We start from the raw sequence: 22,611 nt of genomic DNA on the forward strand, positions 1-22,611 counted from the left end.
CATTACTCTTGATTCCAAGGCCGCGCACGGTGGCCATGGAGGAGTGAGATGAGGAGCAGCAACCCGGTCTTCTCGCGACGGGGATTCAGCCGCGACAACGGTGCTAACGCGGGCTTCGGCACGCAGCAGCCCCAGGCCCAGGCCGGGACCGCCACCAACCCGTACGCGACCAACCCCTACGCGACCGACCCGGCCACGGGTATGCCGCAGGCGCCGGTCCGCGGCAACGCGATGACCATCGACGACGTCGTGAGCCGTACGGCTCTGACGCTCGGCACGGTCATCTTGACGGCGGCCATCTCCTGGATCGCGCTTCCGGTCGACTCGGCCAACATCAACAAGTCGTACGGCATCGCCATCGGCGCCGCGCTCATCGCGTTCGTCTTCGCGATGATCCAGTCGTTCAAGGCCAAGCCGGTCCCGGCGCTGATCCTGGCGTACGCGGCGTTCGAGGGTGTCTTCCTCGGCGTCATCAGCTCGGCCGTGAGCACCTACGTCGGCCCCGGTACGGTCGTCCAGGCCGTCATGGGCACGATGTGCGTCTTCGCCGGCGTGCTGATCGCCTACAAGATGCGCTGGATCAGGGTGAACCGGCGCTTCGTCGGCTTCGTGATGGCGGCCGCCATCGGCTTCATGCTCCTGATGGTCGTCAACCTGCTGTTCTCCGCCTTCGCGGGCGGCGACGGCCTCGGCTTCCGCAGCGGCGGCCTCGGCATCCTCTTCGGTGTCATCGGCATCCTGCTCGGTGCCGCCTTCCTCGCCATGGACTTCAAGATGGTCGAGGACGGCGTGACCTACGGCGCCCCCCGCGAGGAGTCCTGGCTGGCGGCCTTCGGCCTCACCATGACCCTGGTGTGGATCTACATGGAGATGCTGCGCCTGATCTCCATCCTCAAGGGCGACTAGTACCCCTGTGGCCATGCGCTGAGCAGAGGAAGGCCCCGCGAGCACACGCTCGCGGGGCCTTCCCGCATGTCGGGGGTCAGCAGATCGGGTGATGGCGGAGTCGGGGGCTTCGGACGGGGGCAGGGGCCGGCTCAGCCGAACTTGCGGGCGGCCCTGCGCAGGTCGTACTCGTGGATGATCGCCTTGGCCTGGCCGTACGACAGCTCGTGCGCGCCGAGCAGCCAGCTGACCTTCTCTTCGAACCGGACGAGGGAGGGGCCGTCGTCCACGGTGCGGAGCCAGTCGGAGAGTTCACGACCCGTGGCCCGGGGGATTCTGTCGATCATGTTGCGGTGGGTCTGCTCGGAGAACTCGACGGACATGGGCGCCTCCGGAGGTATCGCCGTACTGCTCTCTTCACGCCACCGTGCCGGAGAGTTCGCCCGTTGGCAATGGCGCCGGGGCGGCGCGTAAGGTCGGCCGGGTGCTCGATACCTCACCCTTGACCGCCGCCGTGGAACGTTTCGCCGACCGGCTGCGGGCGGCTCCGCAGAGCCGGCTCCAGCAGGGCGCCGCCGAGGTGGCGCTGGACCTGGCCCGGGAGCTCTCGCTGCGGGCGCAGCGGCTGGAGGCGGCCTCCGCGGACGGCAGAGCCGCCGGGGAGGGCGCGGGGGCGGCTCCGGCGCGGACGATGCCCGACGCCGGGATCTTCGTGGTCGGCGACCAGGTGGCCGTGGCCGGGCTGGACCTCGCCGAGGCCCTGCACGCCGCGGCGGCGGGCTCGGCGGGCGCGGACACGGCGAAGGCCCCGTCCGAGATGCTGGACGAGGCCGTTCGACTGGTGGATCAGGCGGAAGCCGGGGCGCTGCGCTGACTCAGAGCGATGCGATGACGCGGTCGGCGAGGATGTAGACGTTGCCGTCCGGGTCCTCGGAGTCACCGCAGGAGAAGGTCAGGGCGTAGGCGCCCGAGATGCCTGAGCCGCCCAGCAGGACCGGTGCGCTGCCCGAGCGCAGGGCGTCGGCGAGCCGCTCGGCGGTCTCCCGGTGGCCCGGGGTCATGCAGAGCGTGGTGCCGTCGGTGAAGACGTACACGTCCAGGGTGCCCAGCGGGCCCGGGCGGACGTCCGCGAGGGCCGTACGGGCCTCCGCGAGCTCCTCCAGCCGGTTGACCGTGCGCTCGTGGTCGGCGCCGGGGTGCGAGGCCTGCACGGGGACGAAATCGGGGTGCGAGGGGTGGCGCCGGCGGGCGGCGGCCAGCTCGGCCGAGTCCTCCGGGTAGGTCTGGTAGTCCTCGGCGTCGTCGCCCAGGAGCGGCTCCAGGCCGACCATGTCCGCCTGCCGGGGCAGGAAGACGGGTCCCTCCTCGCCGAGGCCGGACAGGCCGCCCAGCAGCGAGGGGGCGTCGGCGGCGTCACGCGCCTCCTGGGCGGCCCAGAAGGCACGCGCCTCGGCGAGCTCGCGCTCGCGCTCCTCGGCGAGGGCCTCGGCGACGGCGGCTCGTATCTCGGCGGCGGGGGACTCCACGGCGCTGCGGGCGTGCGGGACGGTGGCACCACGGGGGTGCGTCACCGTCAGCTCACCGCGCAGTGCGGTGACCTGCTTGCGCAGGCCGTGGACGGCGTGCAGCGCAGCAGCGCCGACGGCCGTGGCAGCGGCCGTGGTCAGCAGTAGGGCAAGAGACATGGCGCTCACTGACTAACTCCTGATTGATTCGATCCCCCGACTTCCTACATCAGCTTGTCCCGTCCTGGGAATGGGCAGCAGTGCATTACGTCATGAATTGGACAGGGCTTTCGTCCCGATGCGCCCGCCCGAAAGGCGCCTGACCTGCGAAAACAATGATCCCCCAGGACTTAGGTCACATCCTGGGGGACATTTGGTCACAGAATGGCCGCGACAGGATTAGATTCGATGTCAGTACGGCGTACAGGATCAAGCAGATCCCTTACGGCGTCTGGCTTCGGCTCTTGAATCCCGACGGCCCCGCCCGCTCCGGACCTAGCTGAGCCGCTCGATCTTGCGGTCGCGCTGAGCTTCGCCTCCGCGGCGGGCAGGTGCCGCCCTTCGTGCCTCAGGACGACCCCTACCCGCCGCTCCGGCTCAGCTCAGCCGCTCGATGACCATGGCCATGCCCTGCCCGCCGCCGACGCACATCGTCTCGAGGCCGAACTGCTTGTCGTGGAACTGCAGGCTGTTGATCAGCGTGCCCGTGATGCGTGCGCCGGTCATCCCGAACGGGTGACCGATGGCGATGGCCCCGCCGTTGACGTTCAGCTTCTCCAGCGGAATCTCCAGGTCCCGGTAGGAGGGGATCACCTGGGCCGCGAAGGCCTCGTTGATCTCGAACAGGTCGATGTCGCCGACGGTCAGGCCCGCCCGCTTCAGCGCCTGCTTGGAGGCCTCGACCGGGCCCAGGCCCATGATCTCGGGGGAGAGGCCGGTGACCCCGGTGGAGACGATCCGGGCCAGCGGGGTCAGGCCCAGCTCGCGCGCCTTGGTGTCGCTCATGACGACCAGCGCCGCGGCGCCGTCGTTCAGCGGGCAGCAGTTGCCGGCCGTGATCAGGCCGTCGGGGCGGAAGACCGGCTTGAGGCCCTGGACGGCCTCCAGGGTGACCCCGGCGCGCGGGCCGTCGTCCTGCGAGACGACCGTGCCGTCCGGGGTGGTGACCGGGGTGATCTCGCGGGCCCAGAAGCCGTTCTTGATGGCTTCCTCGGCCAGGTTCTGCGAGCGCACGCCGAACTCGTCCATGTCGGCGCGGGTCACGCCCTTGAGCCGGGCCAGGTTCTCCGCGGTCTGCCCCATCCCGATGTACGCGTCGGGGGTCCGGCCGTCCTCGCGCGGGTCGTGCCAGGAGGAGCCGGTGGACTCGGCCACCTCCTTGGTGCGCGCCTCGGACTCGGCGAAGAGCGGGTTGTGGGTGCCCGGGATGCCGTCGGAGGAGCCGTTCACGGACCGGGAGACCATCTCTACGCCCGCGGAGATGAAGACGTCGCCCTCGCCCGCCTTGATGGCGTGCAGCGCCATCCGGGAGGTCTGGAGGGAGGAGGCGCAGTAGCGGGTGATCGTGGTGGCGGGCAGGTGGTCCATGCCCATCTGCACCGCGACGATCCGGCCGAGGTTGTGGCCCTGCTCGCCGCCCGGGAGGCCGCAGCCCAGCATCAGGTCGTCGATCTCGCGCGGGTCCAGCCCGGGAACCTTGGCGAGGGCGGCCTGGATGACCGTGGCGGTCAGGTCGTCCGGGCGGACGTCCTTCAGGGATCCCTTGAAAGCGCGCCCGATCGGCGAGCGGGCGGTGGAAACGATGACGGCTTCGGGCATCGGGGCTCCAAGGGAGGTGGTGTCGTACCGGGACCGCATGCGAAGTTACCGCCCCGTACCGTCGAGGTCACTGCCCTTGCGATGTGACTCCGGTCGCTCTGGCCGCATCCGCCGCGCCGCCCCCGGGGCCGGCCGGCGAGGCTCCTCCAGTCTGCTCCGTCAGGTCCTCGCCCGGCACCCGGCGCCTGCGCCGGTACTTGAGCAGGGCCCACGGGCCGCGGGCCCCGGTCACCTCGGTGCCGGCCTGTCCCGCCGCCGCCGAGGCGGCCTTGGCCACCGGGAGCATGTCCTCGTTGCGCGACACGTCCAGCCGGTCCGACTCGGGCCAGACGCCCAGGGCCGCGCACAGGGTCGGCAGGACGGCCATGGCGGCGGTCGCGTACCCCTCCGCCGACGGGTGGTAGGAGTCCGGGCCGAACATCTCGCGGGGGTTCGCCGCGAACTCCGTCCCCATCAGGTCGCCGATCGAGACGGTACGGGCGCCCAGCGCGAGCACCCCGATCGTCTGGGCGGCGGCGAGCTGGCGCGAGACCCGGCGGGCCAGCCACCGCAGCGGCTGGTACACCGGCTCGATGGTGCCGAGGTCCGGGCAGGTGCCGACCACCACCTCGGAGCCCGCGAGCCGCAGCCGGCGTACGGCCGCGGTCAGCAGCCGCACCGACTGGGTGGGCGGCATCCGGCGGGTCACGTCATTGGCGCCGATCATGATCACGCACACGTCGGGGGCCGGGCCGTCCCCGTCCAGCAGCAGCCCCGTCTGGCGGTCCAGGTCGTCCGACATGGCACCGGAGAGCGCCACGTTGCGCAGCTCCACCGGCCGCTCGGCCACCGCGGCCAGCCCCGAGGCCAGCAGGGCGCCCGGGGTCTGTCTGGCCCGCCGCACCCCCAGCCCGGCGGCCGTGGAATCGCCCAGCACGCCGAACCGCAGCGGGCCCGGACTCAGCTCCAGGCCGCCGAACTCGCTCCCGTACAGCCCGTCCGCGCGCGGCGGATCCGGCAGGCCGGTGCCGACCGTCCGCTTCGCGAACTGCATCTCCGCCACCACCAGACCCACCGCGGCGGCCCCGACGAGCCCGAGCCCGCCACCGCCGTACGCCGCTCCCGCCGCGATGCGGCGGGCCGTCCTCGCCCTGGACACCCTTCAAGCCACCTCCTTGGTCCCGCGGCCGGATCTTTGCGCGGTACCTGCCGTCCGTGCCCGTCCTGTTGACCTACCTGCCCCGTACTGCCGGTCGGCCAATCCCTTTCCGCATAGTCTGGCGGTGCCTCCCGGAGAACCCGTGGAGTCCCCTCCTTGGAGAACATGGTGCAATTCCACGACTCGATGATCAGCCTCGTCGGCAACACCCCGCTGGTGAAGCTCAACCGTGTGACCGAAGGCCTCCAGGCCACCGTCCTGGCCAAGGTCGAGTACTTCAATCCCGGCGGCTCCGTGAAGGACCGGATCGCCGTGCGGATGATCGAGGCCGCCGAACAGAGCGGAGCACTCAAGCCCGGCGGCACCATCGTGGAGCCCACGAGCGGCAACACGGGTGTAGGACTCGCCATCGTGGCCCAGCAGAAGGGTTACAAGTGCATCTTCGTCTGCCCTGACAAGGTGTCTGCGGACAAGATCAACGTCATGCGCGCGTACGGCGCCGAGGTCGTGGTCTGCCCGACCGCCGTCGACCCCGAGCACCCGGACTCGTACTACAACGTGTCCGACCGCCTCGTGCGCGAGACCCCGGGCGCCTGGAAGCCCGACCAGTACAGCAACCCGAACAACTCCCGCTCGCACTACGAGACCACCGGTCCCGAGCTCTGGGAGCAGACGGCCGGGAAGATCACCCACTTCGTCGCCGGCGTCGGCACGGGCGGCACGATCTCGGGCACCGGCCGGTACCTCAAGGAGGCCTCCGACGGCCGCGTGAAGATCATCGGCGCGGACCCCGAGGGCTCGGTCTACTCCGGCGGCTCGGGCCGCCCGTACCTCGTCGAGGGCGTCGGCGAGGACTTCTGGCCCACAGCCTACGACCCGAACGTGACCGACGAGATCATCGCGGTGTCCGACAAGGACTCCTTCCAGATGACCCGCCGCCTCGCGAAGGAGGAGGGCCTGCTCGTCGGCGGCTCCTGCGGCATGGCGGTCGTCGCCGCGCTGCGGGCGGCCGAGGGCCTCGGCCCGGACGACGTGGTGGTCGTCCTGCTCCCGGACAGCGGGCGCGGCTACATCAGCAAGATCTTCAACGACGAGTGGATGGCCGGACACGGCTTCCTGGAGGACGCGGGCCCCTCCGCCCGCATCCGGGACGTGCTCGCGGACAAGTCGGGCGGCATCCCCTCCCTGGTGCACATGCACCCCGAGGAGACCGTCGGCGAGGCCATCGAGGTGCTGCGCGAGTACGGCGTCTCGCAGATGCCGATCGTCAAGCCGGGCGCCGGTCACCCTGACGTGATGGCGGCCGAGGTCATCGGCTCGGTGGTCGAGAAGGAGCTGCTGGCGGCGCTGTTCGCGCAGCGCGCCTCGCTCGGCGACCCGCTGGAGAAGCACATGAGCGCGCCGCTGCCGCAGGTCGGTTCGGGCGAGCCGGTCTCCGAGCTGATGGCGGTGCTCGGCGAGGCCGACGCGGCGATCGTGCTGGTCGAGGGCAAGCCGACCGGTGTGGTGAGCCGTCAGGACCTGCTGGCGTTCCTGGCCAAGGGCGCCAAGTAGCCGCTGCGGCCCGTACGGCCCGTGCAGTCGGTACGGGGCGTGCGGGCCGTACGGGTGCGTGCGCGGGCGACGCGCAAACGGTACGGGCCCGACACGTGACGGCAGCACCCGCTTAACACGGCTCCGGCACAGTGGTGGTTGTCGGCAGGGAAGCCCGGGAAACCGGGAACCCGGCCGGCGACACGAACGGCGTCGGCGCACCTCCGGAGCGGCTCCCGGACCGCGTTGGACGCCACGGACGCGCGGACGGCCCTGACCCGGCCCGTGTCCTGCGCGGGGACCGCCGTCGTCCCGCCCCCGGGAAACCGGGGTGCGGCGGTCCCCGCGCATACTCCTTTTCCGGCGCGCCCCTCGCACGGTCCGGCCCCGGCGGATCAGTCCAGGGAGTCCGGGCTCCGGCGCCGGCGGAACTTCGCCGCGTGGACGTAGTTGACGCCCAGGATGCCGAGCCAGGCGACGACCAGGCCGCTGAGATCGGCGTGGGCGGCGCCGATCGCGGAGAGCGGGATCGCCAGCACCAGGGTGACGATCGCGAAGCCGAAGCGCTCGCCGAAGTTGCCCTCCGGGGACTGTGCGGTGCCCGGGGGTGTGCCGCGGGCCGCGGACAGCCGCTCCTCCGCGAGGCGCCGTCGGACCTGCGTGTCGACCTTCTCGACGAACGAGTCCACCAGTGCGGCCTCGTACTCCGCTCCCAGCTCCCGCCGGGCGTCGAGCGTGGCGGAGAGTTCCTTCTTCAGCTCTTGGGACTCCATCCCGCCAGCCTAGGAAGCCCCGACCGCGACGGCACTGGGGTTAGCCCCCGTATCGCGGCGCACGAGCCGGCGGACGGGGCGGACGGCGATGAGGGCGAGGGCGCAGCCGAGGCTGATCGCGGCGCCGGCCAGTAGGAGGGGGCGGACGCCGAAGTGGCCGCTGGCGGGGCCCGAGAGGACCTGGCCGAGGGGAATGGCGAGGATCGAGCCGCCGACCTCGTACGCGGTCACCCGGTTGAGACGGTCCTGCGGTATCTGGGTCTGCACCGTGGTGGACCACTGCACGCCCCAGAACGCCCAGCCCACGCCGCTGACCGCATAGCCGAGCATGAGCAGGGGCAGCGCCGGGACCAGGGCTGCGGCGAGCGGCATCATCGGGAACAGGAACATCGCGAAGCCGCCGCCGAGGAGCGGCCTGAGCGGACGCAGGCGGATCGCGACCAGGCCCCCGAGGACGCAGCCGGCTCCGAAGGCGCCCTCCGCGTATCCGAAGGCGGCCTTGCCGTGCTCCTCGATGATGGAGGCCGCACCGAGCGGGGTGAGCGGGCCCCAGACGAAGACCCCGAGCACCCACCAGATCAGGATCACCGCCCACAGCCAGGACCTGGAGCGGAACTCGTCCCAGCCCTCCCGCAGGTTCGTGAGCGTGGACTGCGAGCGGTCGGCTTCGAAGCGGGGGAGCCGCAGAGCCAGCAGGCAGATCCCGCTGATCGCGAAGGTGGCGGCATCGATCACGAACACCCAGGCCGTCGAGGTGGCGGCGACGAGGACGCCGGCGAGCGCGGGCCCGCCCATCGTGGCCATCCCCTGACTCACCCGCAGCACCCCGTTGGCCCGGGTGGGGTCGGTGGAGACCTGGGGGACGAGGCTGGCGGTGCCCGGCTGGAACATCGCGGTGGCGATGCCGCCGAGGACGGATCCGCCGATCACGAACCACAGGGTGGGGTGGCCGAGCCAGAGGTAGACGGCGAAGGAGCCCTGCGCCACGCACCGGACCGCGTCGGCGCCGATCATCTGCGGCAGGGGGTGGAAGCGGTCCGCGATCACCCCGCCGAAGACGATGAAGAGGGCGAAGGATCCCATCCACGCGCCCAGCGCGTACCCGATGCCGCTCACCCCGTAGCCGAGGGAGAGCATGGCGACGGCCAAGGCGACCGGCATCATCGTGTCGCCCAGCATCGAGACGATGCGGGCGGTGAAGAACAAGCTGAAGTTCCTGGTCCAGAGGTGGGGTCCGGGCAGGGATGGGGCGGAGACGGACGAAGACGCCATGGGGGGCCAATTCGCTTGGATGAGAAGGGGTGTTGACCGGCGGATCTCGGCGGCCGAGCCTTGAGGATCAAGGCCCGGCGGCCGGCCGGTCAAACGAATTGATCCGGGGTGCGACAACTGCGCCGAGGTCTCGGATCGCGGGCGCGGGTTGCCGTCCTGCATAACCGCATGCAGAGTGCTCGGTGACTGAATATCCCGTCGGTGGCCGCCCGGCCGCCCGGCGGACGGGACGGAGGGGAACGGGATGAGCGAGAGCCCTGCGGCCCGGCTGCAGAAGCTGTTCGAGGGGCACCGGCTGACGCCGACCCAGCGGCGCATCGCGCACTGCATGGTGCGCGGGGCGGCGGAGGTGCCGTTCCTGTCGAGCGTGGAGCTCGCCGAGCTGGCCGGGGTGAGCCAGCCGTCGGTGACCCGGTTCGCCGTGGCGCTGGGCTTCGACGGCTATCCCGCGCTCCGCCGCCATCTGCGGGAGGTGGCCCCCGCCGAGCGGGCCGGTGGCGGGGACGAGGACGCGTACAACGAGTACCAGCAGGCCGTGCAGGGCGAGATCGAGAACCTGCGTCAGCTCTCCGCGATGCTCGCCGACCCGGAGCCGGTACGGGAGGCGGGGCGGCTGCTGGCCGGGTCGAGCCCGCTGCCCGTACTGGGGCTGCGCGCGGCGTCCTCGCAGGCGCGCGGGTTCGCGTACTTCGCCGCGAAGGTCCACCCCGACGTGCGGCTCCTCGACGAGGGCGGCTCGATGCTCGCCGACCGGATCGACGCGGCCGCGGGCGCCGGGGCCTCGGCGCTGCTGTGCTTCGCGCTGCCCCGGCATCCGAAGGAGGTCGCGGAGGCCCTGGAGCACGCGCGGGGGGCCGGGCTGACCGTGGTGACGGTCGCCGACTCGGCCTTCGCCCCGGTGGCCCGCCACTCCGACCTGCTGATCCCGGCGCCCGTGGGCACCGGCCTGGCCTTCGACACGGCGTGTGCGCCGATGCTGCTGGGGCGGGTGCTGCTGGAGGCGATGGCGGACGCGCTGCCGGACGCGCAGGCGCGGCTGGAGGCCTTCGACGCGCGGGCCGCGGCGCGCGGGCTGTTCGTCGAATAGTCCTGGGGTGGAGGGGGCTCAGCGGTAGTTCAGCTCCGCCAGCTCGGTGGCGAGGCGCCTGTTCAGCGCCGGGCCGCGGGCGAGGAGCGGGAGCAGGGTGTTGCGTACGGCGCGCAGGGCGGGGTTGCGGGTGGTGGCGATCCGGGTCATCCGGTCGGTGAGCGCCACCACGCGCAGGGCGACGGGGCGGCGGGTGGCCCCGTAGGCGTCGAGGGCGGCGTCGGCGTCGGTGTGGGCGTGGCCATCGGCGTGGGTGGCGGCTGCGGCGAGGGCGCGGCCGAGGGCGTGGCCGTCCTGGATGCCGGTGTTCATGCCCTGGCCGCCGGCCGGGCTGTGCACGTGCGCGGCGTCGCCCGCGAGCAGCAGGCGGCCGGCGCGGTAGCGGTCGGCGACCCGGTGGTGGACCCGGAACCGCGAGGACCAGACGACGTCGGTGACGGTGGCCTGGCCGGGGGCGCGGCGTCCAGCAGGGCCTGGACGAAGGGCAGGTCGGGCTCGGCGGGGGCTTCGTCGACGGTGGCGACCACGCGGTAGCGGCCTCCGGGGAGCGGGGCCACCACGGTGAGGCCGGCGCCGCCGAAGGTGAGGGAGACCTCCCGGGGGCCCGGGGTCCAGTCCATCGTCACGTCGGCGAGGACGAAGGACTCCTCGTAGGCGCTGCCGGTGAAGCCGATCCCGGCGGCCTCGCGGACCGTGCTGTGCATTCCGTCGGCGCCGACGGCGTAGGAGGCCCGCAGGGTCTCGCCGGTGGCGGTGGTGAGGGTGGCCCCGGCGGCGTCCTGGGTGACGGCGGTGACCTCGTACGGGCGGTGGACCTCGTGGCCGAGGGCGCGCAGCCGGCCGAGGAGCACGGCCTCGGTCTGGTCCTGCGGAACCATCAGGGCGTACGGGTGGGCCGTGGGCAGGCCGTCGAAGGAGACGGCGGCGAGCGGGCGGGCGCCGTCGCGGATCCGGAACCGGGTGACGGCCGTGCCCCGCCGGACCAGCTCGGCGCAGGTGGCCGGGTCGAGCTCGTCGAGGACCTCCAGGGTGCGGGCGTGGACCACGGCGGCGCGGGAGGTGTTGGCGCCCGCGGCCTGCCGGTCCAGGAGCACGAAGTCGATGCCGGCCTCGGCGAGGGTCAGGGCGAGGGCGAGGCCGGTGGGGCCGGCGCCGACGATGGCTACGCGGGTGGTGGCGGGGAGCGACATGGTGTTCTCCTCCTGGATGCCAACGGTTGTTGGCCAACGGTTGTTGACTCAAGGATGCGGCGGCCGCTGTGGTATGTCAACGGTTGTTGGCCTACGCTTGTTGGCATGACGCGAGACGTGGTGGGCGGGGCGAACGGGGAGACCCGGGGCGGGCAGACCAAGGCGGCGATCCTGCGGGCGGCGCGGGAGCGGTTCGCCGCGCAGGGGTACGAACGGACGACGATCCGCGGCGTCGCGGCGGACGCGGGGATCGACCCGTCGATGGTGATGCGGTACTTCGGCAGCAAGGAGGGGCTCTTCGACGCGGCGCTGGCGGTGGACCTGCGGCTCCCGGATCTGTCGGGGGTCCCGGCGGGGGAGTTGGCGCGGGTGCTCGTACGGCACTTCGTGGAGCGGTGGGAAGGTGATCCGGCGGACGATGCGCTGCTCGTGCTGTTGCGCTCCGCGGTGACCAATGAGGCGGCGGCGGCGCGCATGCGGGAGGTCTTCGCCTCCCAGGTCGCGCCGGCGCTGGCTGCGGTGCTCGGGCCCGAGCGGGGGTTGCGGGTGGCGGGTCTGGTCTCCACCCACCTGCTGGGCCTGGCCCTGACCCGCTACTTGCTGCGCCTCCCTCCGATGGCGGCGCTCCCGCCGGAGGCGGTGATCGAGGCCCTGACCCCGGCCCTGCAGGCGACCCTCCTGTCCACCCCCTGAGGGTGCCGCGTGGGGGCCGGTGCCGGGGGCGGGGTGGGGTGTCGGCCTGGACTGAATGATTTAGGCGCCTTGTGCGCAGCTTCGACAGTGGGTGGGTGTACCTGCGCCACAAATCACGCTTTACGTCCCGGCCGACACCCCACCCCGCCCCCGTCCCCGTCCCGGGCCGCCGCCGACCGCGCCGCCGCCGGAGGGTGGGTTTCTCCAGCCGCCCGACGTTGGGCCTTTTCGGCCGCCCGGTCTTGGGTCCTTTCAGCCGCCCGGGGTTGTTCCTTTCAGCCGTCCGGCGTTTGAGGACCGGGGTCTGGGGCGGAGCCCCAGGGGTTCGGGCGCAGACCGGTACCTCGCATTCAGCCCCGCCGGCGTTTGAGGCGCGGGTCAGGGCTGGCCCTGGGAACGGTGGAAGGGCGGGTAGGGGACTTCGGCCCGCGCAGCGGGGGCTTGGGGGCGCGGCCCTCGGGGTGTCAGAGGAGGGCGTCGGGGGTGGCTGCGCCCGCTTCGGCGGGGATCGCGGACGGGGGCTGGGCCGCGCGGGCCAGGGCGAAGCGGACCTCGTCCGAGGGGGCCACGGAGAAGCCGTGCACCGCCGGCCGCGGCAGGCTGTTGTAGCCGTAGTGCGCGGTGAAGGCGTACGCCCCCGTGTCGGGCACGCAGACCAGGTCCCCGGGGGCCAGCAGCGGCAGCTCCCGCGCCGCCGCCAGCAGGTCGCCCGCGAAGCACGCCGGCCCCGCGATGTCCTGCGCAACGACCGGCCCCGTCAGCGGAGCCCCCTTCGCGGAGTACGGCAGGATCCGCAGCGGCCAGGCCGCCGGGGCGTACACCGTACGGGTGGCCACCTGGACCCCCGCGTGCGTGAGCGCGATCGGCCGCCCGCCGGTGGTCTTCGTGTACTCGACGCGTGACAGCACCAGCCCGTGCTTGGCCGTCAGGGACCGCCCGAACTCCGTGACCAGCCCGTAGGCCCCCGAGAAGAGCCCGGGGACGGCCGCGCGCAGCGTGCTCACGTACTCCGCGTAGGTGGGGGTGCTCGTGTCCGAGGTGAAGTTCACCGGCAGGCCGCCGCCGATGTCCAGGGTGTCGACCTGTCGCCGCCCGGCCGCCTCGTTGATCTCCTCGGCCAGGGTGTAGAGCTCCCGTACTCCTTCGGCGATGAGCGCCAGCGGCACACCCTGGGAGCCCGAGTGCGTGTGCAGCCGGGTGAGCCACGGCCGGTCCAGGTAGGCCCGTACGAGCCACTCGCGCGCGCCCGGATCGCGCAGCGCGATGCCGAACTTCGAGGTGGCCGTGGCGGTGGACAGGGCGTCGATGCTGCCGGCTCCGGTCTGCGGGTTGATCCGTACGCCGATCGGGGAAGCGGTGACCGCTGTCGCGACGAGGGCGTCGAGCCGTTCCAGCTCCTGGCGGTTGTCGGCGTTCACCGCGACGCCCAGGGCGAGGGCCTCCCGCAGTTCGGCGGCCGTTTTCGCCGGGGAGTCGAGGACGATGCGCTCCGGCGCCACCCCGGCCGCGCGGGCCAGGGCCAGCTCGCCGGGGCTGGCCACCTCGCAGCCGAGCCCGGCGTCGGCGAGCAGCCGCAGTACCGGGACGAGCGGGGCCGCCTTGACGGCGAAGGCGTGCAGGACGGGGGTGCCGGGGGCGAGGGCCTGGGTGAAGGCGCTGGTCAGGGCGGTGGCGGAGGCTCGGATGCCGGCCGTGTCGAGCAGGCAGAGGAGGGGGGCGTCCTCGTGGATCAGGCCTTGCTCCACGACGGCCCGTACGGCCAGGTCCCGTCGCCGGGCGACGGCCTCGGCGGTATCTGTGGCGGGGTGCGCGTGTGCGTCGGCTGCCATGTCCGCCATCCCATCATCCGGCGCGTCCGCCCGCAGCTGTTGACTGAATCTATTCAGGAGGGAAGGATGTGAATAGATCGACCAACACCGGAGGAGGCACCGCCATGTCAGGACCCCGCCCCGTACGTGCCGCGCGAGGTACCGAGCTGAGCACCCTGGGATGGCAGCAGGAGGCCGCGCTGCGGATGCTCCAGAACAACCTCGACCCCGAGGTCGCCGAGCACCCCGACAAGCTCGTCGTCTACGGCGGCACCGGCAAGGCCGCCCGCGACTGGCGCTCGTACGACGCGATGGTCCGCACCCTCCAGACCCTCAAGCAGGACGAGACGATGCTCGTCCAGTCCGGCCGCCCGGTCGGCGTGATGCAGACGCACGAGTGGGCGCCGCGCGTGCTCCTCGCGAACTCCAACCTGGTCGGCGACTGGGCCAACTGGGAGGAGTTCCGCCGGCTGGAGAACCTGGGCCTGACCATGTACGGCCAGATGACGGCCGGTTCGTGGATCTACATCGGCACCCAGGGCATCCTGCAGGGCACTTATGAGACGTTCGCGGCCGTCGCCGCCAAGCTGCATTCAATCGGCAAGGGAGGGGTCAACGGAACGCTGGCCGGCACCATCACCCTCACCGCCGGCCTCGGGGGCATGGGCGGCGCCCAGCCGCTGGCCGTGACGATGAACGACGGCGTCGCCATCTGCATCGACGCGGACCCGCGCGCCATCGACCGCCGCATCGAGCACCGCTACCTGGACGTCAAGGCCGACAGCCTGCGGCACGCGCTGCAGCTCGCCGTCGAGGCGCGCGACGCCCGCAAGCCGCTCTCCATCGGCCTGCTCGGCAACGCCGCCGACCTCCTCCCGCAGATGCTCGCCGAGGGCGCGCCGATCGACATCGTGACGGACCAGACCTCCGCCCACGACCCGCTGGCCTACCTGCCCGTCGGCGTCGACTTCGACGACATGGCCGACTACGCGGCCAAGGACCCGGCGGGCTTCACCACCCGCGCCCGCGAGTCCATGGCCACGCACGTCGAGGCCATGGTCGGCTTCATGGACGCGGGCGCCGAGGTCTTCGACTACGGCAACTCCATCCGCGGCGAGGCCCAGCTGGCCGGCTACGAGCGCGCCTTCGCCTTCCCCGGCTTCGTCCCCGCCTACATCCGACCGCTGTTCTGCGAGGGCAAGGGCCCCTTCCGCTGGGCGGCGCTGTCCGGCGAGGCCTCGGACATCCACAAGACCGACAAGGCGATGCTGGAGCTCTTCCCCGAGAACGAGTCCCTGCACCGCTGGATCAAGATGGCCGGCGAGCGCGTCCACTTCCAGGGCCTGCCCGCCCGCATCTGCTGGCTCGGCTACGGCGAGCGCGACAAGGCCGGCGAGCGCTTCAACGAGATGGTCGCCGACGGGACGCTCGCCGCGCCGCTGGTCATCGGCCGTGACCACCTCGACTGCGGCTCGGTGGCCTCCCCGTACCGCGAGACCGAGGCCATGCTCGACGGCTCCGACGCGATCGCCGACTGGCCGCTGCTCAACGCCATGGTCAACGTGGCCTCCGGAGCCTCCTGGGTCTCCATCCACCACGGCGGCGGCGTCGGCATGGGCCGCTCCATCCACGCGGGCCAGGTCACGGTCGCCGACGGCACCAAGCTCGCCGGCGAGAAGATCCGCCGCGTCCTGACCAACGACCCGGGCATGGGCGTCATCCGCCACGTCGACGCCGGCTACGAGATCGCCGAGACGGTCGCCGACGAGCGCGACGTCCGCATCCCGATGCGCGAGGGCGACGACGCGTGAGCGAGGACGCTACGGCCGGAGCCTCGTTCCACGAGATGTGGGCCGAGCTCCGGCCCATCGGCCGCCACGCGGACTCCGGCGGGTACCGCCGCTACGCCTGGACCGGCGCGGACGCCGACTGCCGGAGCTGGTTCCGGGCGCAGGCCGAGGCGCGCGGGCTCGCGTACGAGACCGACCGCAACGGCAACCAGTGGGCCTGGCTCGGCGACCCCCTCGCGGGGGACGCCGTGGTCACCGGCTCGCACCTGGACTCCGTCCCCGACGGCGGGGCCTTCGACGGCCCCCTCGGGGTGGTGTCCTCCTTCGCGGCCCTGGACGAACTCCGCAGGAGGGGAGCGGAGTTCGCCAGGCCACTTGCCATCACCAACTTCGGTGACGAGGAAGGGGCCCGCTTCGGCCTCGCCTGCGTCGGCTCCCGCCTCAGCGCCGGGCAGCTGACCAAGGAGAAGGCGTACGAGCTCCGCGACGCGGACGGCGTCAGCCTCCCGCAGGCCATGGAGGCGGCCGGATACGACCCGGCCGCCATCGGGGCCGATCCCGAACGCCTCGCCCGCATCGGCGCCTTCGTCGAACTGCACGTGGAACAGGGCCGGGCCCTCGACCTGTCCGGGGACCGGGTCGGCATCGCCTCCGCGATCTGGCCGCACGGCCGCTGGCGCTTCGACTTCCGCGGCGAGGCCAACCATGCCGGCACCACCCGGCTGGCCGACCGCCGCGACCCGATGCTCACCTACGCGCAGACCGTGCTCGCGGCCCGCGCCGAGGCGGCCCTCGCCGGGGCCGTGGCCACCTTCGGGAAGATCGCCGTCGAGCCCAACGGGGTCAACGCCATCCCCTCCCTCGTACGCGGCTGGCTCGACTCCCGCGCCGCCGACCAGGCCACCCTCGACACGGTCGTGACCGCGATCGAGAAGGCCGCCCGCGAGCGCGCGGACCAGGAGGGGATCGACCTGGACGTGGTCCGGGAGTCCTTCACCCCGGTCGTCGAGTTCGAGCACGCCCTGCGCGAGGAGATGAACCGGATCCTCGGCGGGTCCGTCCCCGTGCTCGGCACGGGCGCGGGACACGACGCCGGAATCCTCTCGGCGGCCCTCCCGACCGCCATGCTGTTCGTACGCAACCCCACCGGGGTCTCGCACTCCCCGCGGGAGTTCGCCGCCGAGGACGACTGCGTGGCAGGCGTCCTCGCCCTCGCCGACGTACTGGAAGGCCTCGCGTGCCGCTGAAGACGTACTGGCTGGAGCACGCCTGGCTCGGCACCCATGTCGAGCCGGGCGTCGCCCTGGACGTAGGAATGGACGACGGGCGGATCGCCGCCCTGCGGACCGGGACCGAGACCCCGCCCCCGGGAGCGGAGGTCCTGCGCGGCCTGACGGTCCCGGGCCTCGCCAACGCGCACAGCCACGCCTTCCACCGGGCCCTGCGCTCCACCGTGCAGGTCGGCAGCGGCACCTTCTGGACCTGGCGCGACTTCATGTACAAGGTCGCCCAGAACCTCACCCCCGACAGCTACTTCGCGCTCGCCCGCGCCGTCTACGCCGAGATGGCGCTGGCCGGCATCACGGCGGTGGGCGAGTTCCACTACGTCCACCACGCCCCGGGCGGAGCCCCGTACGCCGATCCCAACGCCATGGGCGAGGCCCTGATCGCGGCCGCCGCCGAGGCCGGCATCCGGATCACCCTCCTCGACACGGCGTACCTCTCGTCCGGCTTCGGACAGGCGCCCGAGCCCCACCAGCTCCGCTTCTCCGACTCCACGGCCGACGCCTGGGCGGAGCGGGTCTCGGCCCTCAAGCCCCGCGAACACGCCCTGATCGGCGCCGCGATCCACTCGGTCCGCGCGGTACCGGCCGGGCAACTGGCCACCGTGGCCCGCTGGGCCGAGGAGCGCCGGGCCCCGCTCCACGTCCACCTCTCGGAGCAGACCGCCGAGAACGACGCCTGCCTGGCGGCCCACGGCTGCACGCCGACCCGGCTGCTCGCCGACCACGGGGTGCTCGGCCCGCGCACCACGGGGGTGCACAACACGCACCTCACCGACGCGGACATCGCCCTCCTGGGCTCCACCGCCACCGGCACCTGCATGTGCCCCACCACCGAACGCGACCTCGCCGACGGCATCGGCCCGGCCGTGCGCCTCCAGCGCGCGGGCAGTCCGCTCTCGCTGGGCAGCGACAGCCATGCGGTGATCGACCTGCTCGAAGAGGCGCGGGCGATGGAGCTGAACGAGCGGCTGAGCAGCCGGACCCGGGGCCACTGGACGGCCAACGCCCTGCTCACCGCCGCCACGGAGGACGGGCACGCCGCCCTCGGCTGGTCGGAGGCGGGCCGCCTGGAGGCGGGCGCGCTCGCGGACTTCACCACGATCGCGCTGGACTCCGTCCGTACGGCCGGGGCGCTGCCCCGCCTCGGCGCGGAGACGGCCGTCTTCGCGGCTTCCGCCGCCGATGTGCGCCACACGGTGGTGGGCGGCCGCCACATCGTCCGCGACGGAGCCCACAGCCTGGTCGAGGACGTCCCGTCCGCCCTCGCCGCCACCATCGCGGCCCTCCGCGGCTGACCACTCCGCCTGCGGCGGGCCCTCCCCCACCCCGCCCCTTCCCGAAACCGGGGGCGGAGCCCCCGGTTTCGGGAAGGGGCGGGGTGGGGGAACAAACCACTCGACGACCCGAGGGATCATGACCACCACAGCCATCACCAACATCGGCAGCCTCGTCACCAACGACCCCGCCCTGGGCGACGGCACCCCCCTCGGCCTCATCGCAAACGCGACGGTCGTCATCGAGAACGACACCATCGCCTGGGTCGGCCCCGCCGACAAGGCCCCGTCCGCCGACGAGGCGTTCGACGCGCAGGGCCGGGCGCTCATCCCCGGCTTCGTCGACTCCCACTCCCACCTCGTCTTCGCGGGCGACCGCACCGCAGAGTTCAACGCCCGCATGTCCGGCCGCAGCTACTCCGCCGGAGGCATCCGCACCACCGTCGCCGCCACCCGCGCCGCCTCCGACGCCGAGCTCGAAGCGAACCTGCTGCGCCACCTCCACGAGGCCCGCCGCCAGGGCACCACCACCTTCGAGACCAAGTCCGGCTACGGCCTCACGGTCCAGGACGAGGCACGAGCCCTCCGCATCGCCGCCGCGCACACCGAGGAGGTCACCTACCTCGGCGCGCACATCGTCTCCCCCGACTACGCCGACGACCCGGCCGGCTACGTGGACCTCGTCACCGGCGAGATGCTGACCGCCTGCGCCCCGTACGCCCGCTGGGTGGACGTGTTCTGCGAGAAGGGCGCCTTCGACGGCGACCAGGCCCGCGCGATCCTCACCGCCGGCGCCGCCGCCGGGCTGATCCCGCGCGTCCACGCCAACCAGCTCTCCCACGGCCCCGGCGTGCAGCTCGCCGTGGAGCTGGAAGCCGCCTCCGCCGACCACTGCACCCACCTCACCGACGCCGACGTGGACGCCCTCGCCCAGGCGGCCGGCACCACCGTCGCCACCCTGCTGCCCGGTGCGGAGTTCTCCACGCGCGCGCAGTGGCCCGACGCCCGCCGGCTCCTCGACGCGGGGGTCACCGTGGCCCTGTCGACCGACTGCAACCCGGGCTCCTCCTACACGAGTTCGATGCCGTTCTGCATCGCCCTCGCCGTCCGCGACATGGGGATGACCCCGGACGAGGCCCTGTGGTCCGCCACCGCCGGCGGCGCCCGCGCCCTGCGCCGCACCGACATCGGCACCGTCACCCCCGGCGCCCGTGCCGACCTGGCCCTGCTCGACGCCCCGAGCCACGTCCACCTCGCCTACCGGCCGGGCGTTCCGCTGGTCTCGGCCGTCTGGCAGAAGGGCCGCAAGACGGCCTGAAACAGCCGGAATCCGGACGCCGCAGGCCGCCCCCGGGTGCGGACCGCGGTCTCTGGACGGCCCCTGGACGGCCTCTGGGCAGCCTATGGACGGGCTGTTGATACGGCGCTGTCCTTTGTCTTCCCTCCGTAAGGCACCGGGGCTACCTTGAGCCACCAATCTGATGTGCCGTCAGTAACTTGTGGCCCAAGGTTCGAGGGGAAGACGAAGGTGTCCGACCGGAAACGCTCCACCGTGCTCGCGCTGGCCTCCGCGCTGGCGGGGGCGGCGGTACTGCTGGCCGCCCCCGCAGCCCATGCGGCCGTCGTCGACGTCCAGTACGACTGCAAGACCCCCATCGGGGACAAATCGGCGGTCTCGCCGATCGAGATCAAGGGAGTCAAGGAGGGCAGCGGGTACAAGCTGACGATGTCCTTCCAGAAGGGCGTCTCCTCCAGCCCCATCGAGCTCGGCAAGGGCGCGATGACGCCCAGTGCCGTGATCGTGGTCGACGGCGCGGAGAAGGTGTCGGTACCGGTCTCCGGTCCGCCCAACCCCGAGGCCGTTCCGGCCAACACCCCCATCAAGATCAGCGACCTCTCGGGCACGTACACGCCCAAGAAGTCCGGCAAGGTCACGCTCACCGCGGGCGTGCTCACGATCAAGGCGATGGGCACGACCACCACCTGCACCCCGGGCAACAGCCCCAAGCCGTCACTCGAACTCGACGTGACGGCCCCCGGCGGCGGCAGCGCCACCGGATCGACCGGCTCCACCGGGGAAAGCCTCCCGCAGACCGGCCCCGAGGACTCCGCCATCGCCCTCGGAACCCTAGGCGCCACCGTGATCCTCTCCGGCGCCGCCGGCGTGCTCTGGCTGACCCGGCGCGGCCAGCGGGCCCGGTCCTGAACGGAGCGCACCCGGTCATGCCCGTGCTCCACTCGCCCCGAAGGTCCGGCGGGATCCTCCTCGCCGCCGTGGCCGCCGCCGTGCTCTCCTGCGCGGTGGCGGCCCCGGCCGCCGCCGACGACCCCGGCTGGACCGCCGAGCCCGTCGCCGGGAGCGCGCCGGCGGCGGCGAAGGCCGGGGCCCGCCCGTACTCCGCACGCCCGTACTTCTACGTCGCGGGTCCCTCCGGCACGGTGCTGGAGGACCGCCTCGCCCTGGCCAACACCAGCGACCGGGAGCGCACCATCACCCTGCGCGGCGCCGACGTCTACAACACGGCGGACGGGGCCTTCGCCGTGCGCTCCGCCGAACCCGCCGCCGGAGGCGGCTCGGAAGGCCACGTCACCGGCGCGGGGCTCTGGATCAGCTTCGGCACGAGCACGACGGTCAAGGTCCCGGCGCGCACCCGCGCGGTGGTCCCCTTCACCGTCACCGTGCCGCCCGGCGCCCCGCCCGGTGACCACCCGGCCGCCGTCGTCGCCACCGAGTCCGGCCGCGAGGTGGGCGTACGGGTCCACCTGCGCGTCGGCGGCCCGGCACTGGCGGCGCTCACGGTCGAGGACGTCGCCGTACGGGGCAAGGGCGCGGCCGCGCGGGTCGCGTACACCCTGGTCAACCGGGGCAACGTGGCGCTCACCCCCGAACTCTCCATCACCGCAGAGGGCACCTTCGGCAAGGTCGCGGGCCGCAGCACCCGCACCCTGCCGGTCGAGGTGCTGCCCGGCCAGCGCGTGGAGCTGACCGAACCCTGGCCCGGCGCGCCCGTGTTCGACCGGGTCGCCCTGACCCTCGCCGTCACGGCCCCCGGCGGCGCCCGCGCCACGGGGAGCGCCTCGGCCTGGTTCGTGCCGTGGGGGATCGCGGGCTCGACCGGCCTCGGGCTGCTGGGCCTCGGCGCCGTCGCGGCGGCCGCGCTGCTCCTCGAACGCAAGCGGCGGATCCGGTCCGGCGACGGGCCAGGGCCGTCGCCGCACGGGAGCGCCGTACCCGAAGAAGCCCCAGCGCCGGAACACGAGTTGACGGGAGCACCCAGGTGAGCGCCAAGGCCGGTGGGAGATACGGCGGCAAGGTCAGGGCCCTGGTCGCGGCGGGATGCGCGGGGCTGGCGGGGCTGGTGGTGTGCGCGCTGACGCTGTTCCCAGCGGCCCCGGCCGCCGCGGACGACGGGGCCAAACCCGCGGTGGCCGTCTCGCTCAAGGAGGCCGCCAAGGGCACGGAGATAGCCGTCACCGGAACGGGCTGGCGGGCCAAGACCATGGTGATGCTGCTGGTCTGCGGGCAGAACATGATCGGCGGCACCAACAGCTGCGCCAATGCCGACGGCGTGGCCGTCTCGGTCGCCGACGACGGGCACTTCTCCGCCCAGCTCCCGGTGGTCGCCCCGCCCAAGCCCTGCCCCTGCGTGGTCAACGTGACCTCCGTCAACGGGGACCAGTCCACCGTCGCGGCCCCGCTGAAGATCACCGACCACCCGGTGGCCGACCTGCCCGCCGAGGGCGGCACGGCCCGGCTCGCCCTGCTCACCGGAGTCCAGCTCAAGGGCGAGGACGGGGTGCTGACCTGGTTCGGGGCCCCGCCCGGCCGGAAGTTCACGGTCACCGTGGGCAATCTCGGCTCCGCCGCGGTCAAGGACCCGGTCTTCCAGATCGGCACCGCCCAAGGGGTGTTCGCACCGACCTGGGAAGAGGTCCGCTGGAAGGGCACCATCCCGCCCGGCGGCAAGGCCGAGGTCTCCCTCGACGCCACCCTGACCGCCGGCGCCCACGGGGACTACACCCTCTCCCTCAAGTACGGGGAGACGGTCCTGGCCACGCAGCCCTGGGGCGTGGCCCGCCCGTACGGGGTGCTGCTGTTCTGGGGCCTGCTCCTGCTGGTGATCCCGGCCGGGATCTTCCGGATCGGCATGGCCGTCGTCGACAAGGTCCGCCCGCGCGCGGGTCTCTCGGCGATGGGCGGCCGCCATCGCGGCCACCGGCCGCAGCCCGACCCGGCGGCGTCGGTGACCGCCCGGCTGCCGCGCATCCCGGCGGTACGGGGACCCGCGCGGGGCCCCGTACGAGGACCGATGGCCCGCTCGGCCCCGGCGGCCGAACCCCCACAGACCACCACGGCGGTACTGCCGTGGTTCACCCCGGACAGCGCGCCGGGGACACCGGATCCCTCCACGGAGCCGGCTCCATCAGAACCAGCACCGCAGACGTCCGCACCGACTGAGAACGGTCCGACGACGAAGGGACTTCATTGAACCCTCCCCCAGCTGAAGCAGGGGGATTCCTGGCTCACGCTGCCTGCGAGTCAGCGACTCGACAGGTCT

General features: G+C 72.8%; 20 protein-coding genes and 1 pseudogene. 12 read left to right on the plus strand and 9 right to left on the minus strand.

Going from position 1 to position 22,611, the window contains the following annotated elements; genetic code table 11:
* Positions 1-48 precede the first annotated feature (48 nt).
* Positions 49-906 carry a Bax inhibitor-1/YccA family protein gene (locus AC061S_RS17770; protein WP_478686919.1) on the plus strand — a complete coding sequence of 286 codons (858 nt, stop codon included), beginning with the start codon at positions 49-51 and terminating at the stop codon, positions 904-906.
* 131 nt (positions 907-1,037) lie between these two features.
* Here the strand turns inward: AC061S_RS17770 and AC061S_RS17775 are convergent, their stop codons facing one another.
* The gene (locus AC061S_RS17775) at positions 1,038-1,268 is read right to left on the minus strand and encodes a DUF4287 domain-containing protein (RefSeq protein ID WP_243335202.1); all 231 of its coding nucleotides are present in this window, start codon (positions 1,266-1,268) and stop codon (positions 1,038-1,040) included.
* Positions 1,269-1,369: 101 nt separating this feature from the next.
* Here AC061S_RS17775 and AC061S_RS17780 point away from each other — a divergent pair, with 101 nt between their 5' ends.
* Positions 1,370-1,759 (plus strand): hypothetical protein, encoded by a 390-nt coding sequence (locus AC061S_RS17780; protein WP_478686920.1) that lies wholly within the window; start codon positions 1,370-1,372, stop codon positions 1,757-1,759.
* A 1-nt stretch (position 1,760) separates the two neighbouring features.
* On the opposite strand, the gene AC061S_RS17785 is transcribed toward AC061S_RS17780, so the two are convergent.
* The 3 genes from AC061S_RS17785 to AC061S_RS17795 form a co-directional block, all read right to left on the minus strand.
* Positions 1,761-2,570 carry a hypothetical protein gene (locus AC061S_RS17785; protein WP_478686921.1) on the minus strand — a complete coding sequence of 270 codons (810 nt, stop codon included), beginning with the start codon at positions 2,568-2,570 and terminating at the stop codon, positions 1,761-1,763.
* Between the two features lie 417 nt (positions 2,571-2,987).
* Entirely contained in the window at positions 2,988-4,208 is a 1,221-nt protein-coding gene (locus AC061S_RS17790; RefSeq protein ID WP_403718934.1) for an acetyl-CoA C-acetyltransferase, read from the minus strand.
* Between the two features lie 67 nt (positions 4,209-4,275).
* The gene (locus AC061S_RS17795; protein WP_478686922.1) at positions 4,276-5,346 is read right to left on the minus strand and encodes an SGNH/GDSL hydrolase family protein; all 1,071 of its coding nucleotides are present in this window, start codon (positions 5,344-5,346) and stop codon (positions 4,276-4,278) included.
* A gap of 168 nt (positions 5,347-5,514) precedes the next feature.
* Between AC061S_RS17795 and AC061S_RS17800 the strand changes: the two genes are divergently transcribed.
* Positions 5,515-6,900, plus strand: a complete 1,386-nt coding sequence (locus tag AC061S_RS17800; RefSeq protein ID WP_478686967.1) for a cystathionine beta-synthase — start codon at positions 5,515-5,517, stop codon at positions 6,898-6,900.
* Between the two features lie 374 nt (positions 6,901-7,274).
* Here the strand turns inward: AC061S_RS17800 and AC061S_RS17805 are convergent, their stop codons facing one another.
* Positions 7,275-7,652, minus strand: a complete 378-nt coding sequence (locus AC061S_RS17805; RefSeq protein ID WP_478686923.1) for a hypothetical protein — start codon at positions 7,650-7,652, stop codon at positions 7,275-7,277.
* A gap of 9 nt (positions 7,653-7,661) precedes the next feature.
* Positions 7,662-8,858 (minus strand): MFS transporter, encoded by a 1,197-nt coding sequence (locus AC061S_RS17810; RefSeq protein ID WP_478686924.1) that lies wholly within the window; start codon positions 8,856-8,858, stop codon positions 7,662-7,664.
* 310 nt (positions 8,859-9,168) lie between these two features.
* Between AC061S_RS17810 and AC061S_RS17815 the strand changes: the two genes are divergently transcribed.
* Positions 9,169-10,011, plus strand: coding sequence for a MurR/RpiR family transcriptional regulator (locus AC061S_RS17815; protein WP_478686925.1), 843 nt, complete (start codon positions 9,169-9,171; stop codon positions 10,009-10,011).
* Between the two features lie 18 nt (positions 10,012-10,029).
* Here AC061S_RS17815 and AC061S_RS17820 read toward each other — a convergent pair whose 3' ends face one another.
* Both AC061S_RS17820 and AC061S_RS17825 read right to left on the minus strand, forming a co-directional pair.
* On the minus strand, positions 10,030-10,626 hold the full coding sequence (locus tag AC061S_RS17820; protein WP_478686968.1) for an FAD-dependent oxidoreductase: 597 nt from the start codon (positions 10,624-10,626) through the stop codon (positions 10,030-10,032).
* A gap of 56 nt (positions 10,627-10,682) precedes the next feature.
* Positions 10,683-11,201: pseudogene (locus AC061S_RS17825) on the minus strand (FAD-dependent oxidoreductase); the annotation flags it as partial.
* A 105-nt stretch (positions 11,202-11,306) separates the two neighbouring features.
* Here AC061S_RS17825 and AC061S_RS17830 point away from each other — a divergent pair.
* Complete coding sequence (locus AC061S_RS17830; RefSeq protein ID WP_478686926.1) at positions 11,307-11,894, plus strand: TetR/AcrR family transcriptional regulator; 588 nt, start codon at positions 11,307-11,309, stop codon at positions 11,892-11,894.
* A gap of 464 nt (positions 11,895-12,358) precedes the next feature.
* On the opposite strand, the gene AC061S_RS17835 is transcribed toward AC061S_RS17830, so the two are convergent.
* Complete coding sequence (locus AC061S_RS17835; RefSeq protein ID WP_478686927.1) at positions 12,359-13,723, minus strand: type III PLP-dependent enzyme domain-containing protein; 1,365 nt, start codon at positions 13,721-13,723, stop codon at positions 12,359-12,361.
* 104 nt (positions 13,724-13,827) lie between these two features.
* On the opposite strand from AC061S_RS17835, the gene hutU reads away from it, so the two are divergent.
* The 7 genes from hutU to AC061S_RS17870 all read left to right on the plus strand — a co-directional run bounded on the left by hutU (position 13,828) and on the right by AC061S_RS17870 (position 22,542).
* Positions 13,828-15,513, plus strand: coding sequence for a urocanate hydratase (gene hutU, locus AC061S_RS17840; RefSeq protein WP_478686928.1), 1,686 nt, complete (start codon positions 13,828-13,830; stop codon positions 15,511-15,513).
* Positions 15,514-15,548: 35 nt separating this feature from the next.
* Entirely contained in the window at positions 15,549-16,739 is a 1,191-nt protein-coding gene (locus AC061S_RS17845) for an allantoate amidohydrolase (RefSeq protein WP_478686969.1), read from the plus strand.
* A complete protein-coding gene (locus AC061S_RS17850; protein ID WP_478686929.1) occupies positions 16,730-18,073 on the plus strand; it encodes a formimidoylglutamate deiminase in 1,344 nt (447 codons plus the stop codon). The genes AC061S_RS17845 and AC061S_RS17850 overlap by 10 nt, the downstream gene beginning before the upstream one ends.
* 118 nt (positions 18,074-18,191) lie before the next feature.
* Positions 18,192-19,370 (plus strand): imidazolonepropionase, encoded by a 1,179-nt coding sequence (hutI, locus tag AC061S_RS17855; protein WP_478686930.1) that lies wholly within the window; start codon positions 18,192-18,194, stop codon positions 19,368-19,370.
* A 210-nt stretch (positions 19,371-19,580) separates the two neighbouring features.
* Positions 19,581-20,258, plus strand: coding sequence for an LPXTG cell wall anchor domain-containing protein (locus tag AC061S_RS17860; protein ID WP_478686931.1), 678 nt, complete (start codon positions 19,581-19,583; stop codon positions 20,256-20,258).
* Positions 20,259-20,275: 17 nt separating this feature from the next.
* A complete protein-coding gene (locus AC061S_RS17865; RefSeq protein WP_478686932.1) occupies positions 20,276-21,334 on the plus strand; it encodes a COG1470 family protein in 1,059 nt (352 codons plus the stop codon).
* Entirely contained in the window at positions 21,331-22,542 is a 1,212-nt protein-coding gene (locus AC061S_RS17870; protein ID WP_478686933.1) for a hypothetical protein, read from the plus strand. Before AC061S_RS17865 ends, AC061S_RS17870 begins: the two co-directional genes overlap by 4 nt.
* Positions 22,543-22,611: the final 69 nt, after the last annotated feature.

The sequence above is a fragment of the Streptomyces sp. CA189 genome (assembly GCF_056428985.1).

Bases quoted from the DNA above. Each gene is read 5' to 3' on its own strand.
- AC061S_RS17770 (WP_478686919.1), top strand. From the start codon at position 49: ATGAGGAGCAGCAACCCGGTCTTCTCGCGACGGGGATTCAGCCGCGAC.
- AC061S_RS17775 (WP_243335202.1), bottom strand. From the start codon at position 1,268: ATGTCCGTCGAGTTCTCCGAGCAGACCCACCGCAACATGATCGACAGA.
- AC061S_RS17785 (WP_478686921.1), bottom strand. From the start codon at position 2,570: ATGTCTCTTGCCCTACTGCTGACCACGGCCGCTGCCACGGCCGTCGGC.
- AC061S_RS17790 (WP_403718934.1), bottom strand. From the start codon at position 4,208: ATGCCCGAAGCCGTCATCGTTTCCACCGCCCGCTCGCCGATCGGGCGC.
- AC061S_RS17805 (WP_478686923.1), bottom strand. From the start codon at position 7,652: ATGGAGTCCCAAGAGCTGAAGAAGGAACTCTCCGCCACGCTCGACGCC.
- AC061S_RS17815 (WP_478686925.1), top strand. From the start codon at position 9,169: ATGAGCGAGAGCCCTGCGGCCCGGCTGCAGAAGCTGTTCGAGGGGCAC.
- AC061S_RS17830 (WP_478686926.1), top strand. From the start codon at position 11,307: ATGACGCGAGACGTGGTGGGCGGGGCGAACGGGGAGACCCGGGGCGGG.
- AC061S_RS17835 (WP_478686927.1), bottom strand. From the start codon at position 13,723: ATGGCAGCCGACGCACACGCGCACCCCGCCACAGATACCGCCGAGGCC.
- hutU (WP_478686928.1), top strand. From the start codon at position 13,828: ATGTCAGGACCCCGCCCCGTACGTGCCGCGCGAGGTACCGAGCTGAGC.
- AC061S_RS17845 (WP_478686969.1), top strand. From the start codon at position 15,549: ATGTGGGCCGAGCTCCGGCCCATCGGCCGCCACGCGGACTCCGGCGGG.
- hutI (WP_478686930.1), top strand. From the start codon at position 18,192: ATGACCACCACAGCCATCACCAACATCGGCAGCCTCGTCACCAACGAC.
- AC061S_RS17865 (WP_478686932.1), top strand. From the start codon at position 20,276: ATGCCCGTGCTCCACTCGCCCCGAAGGTCCGGCGGGATCCTCCTCGCC.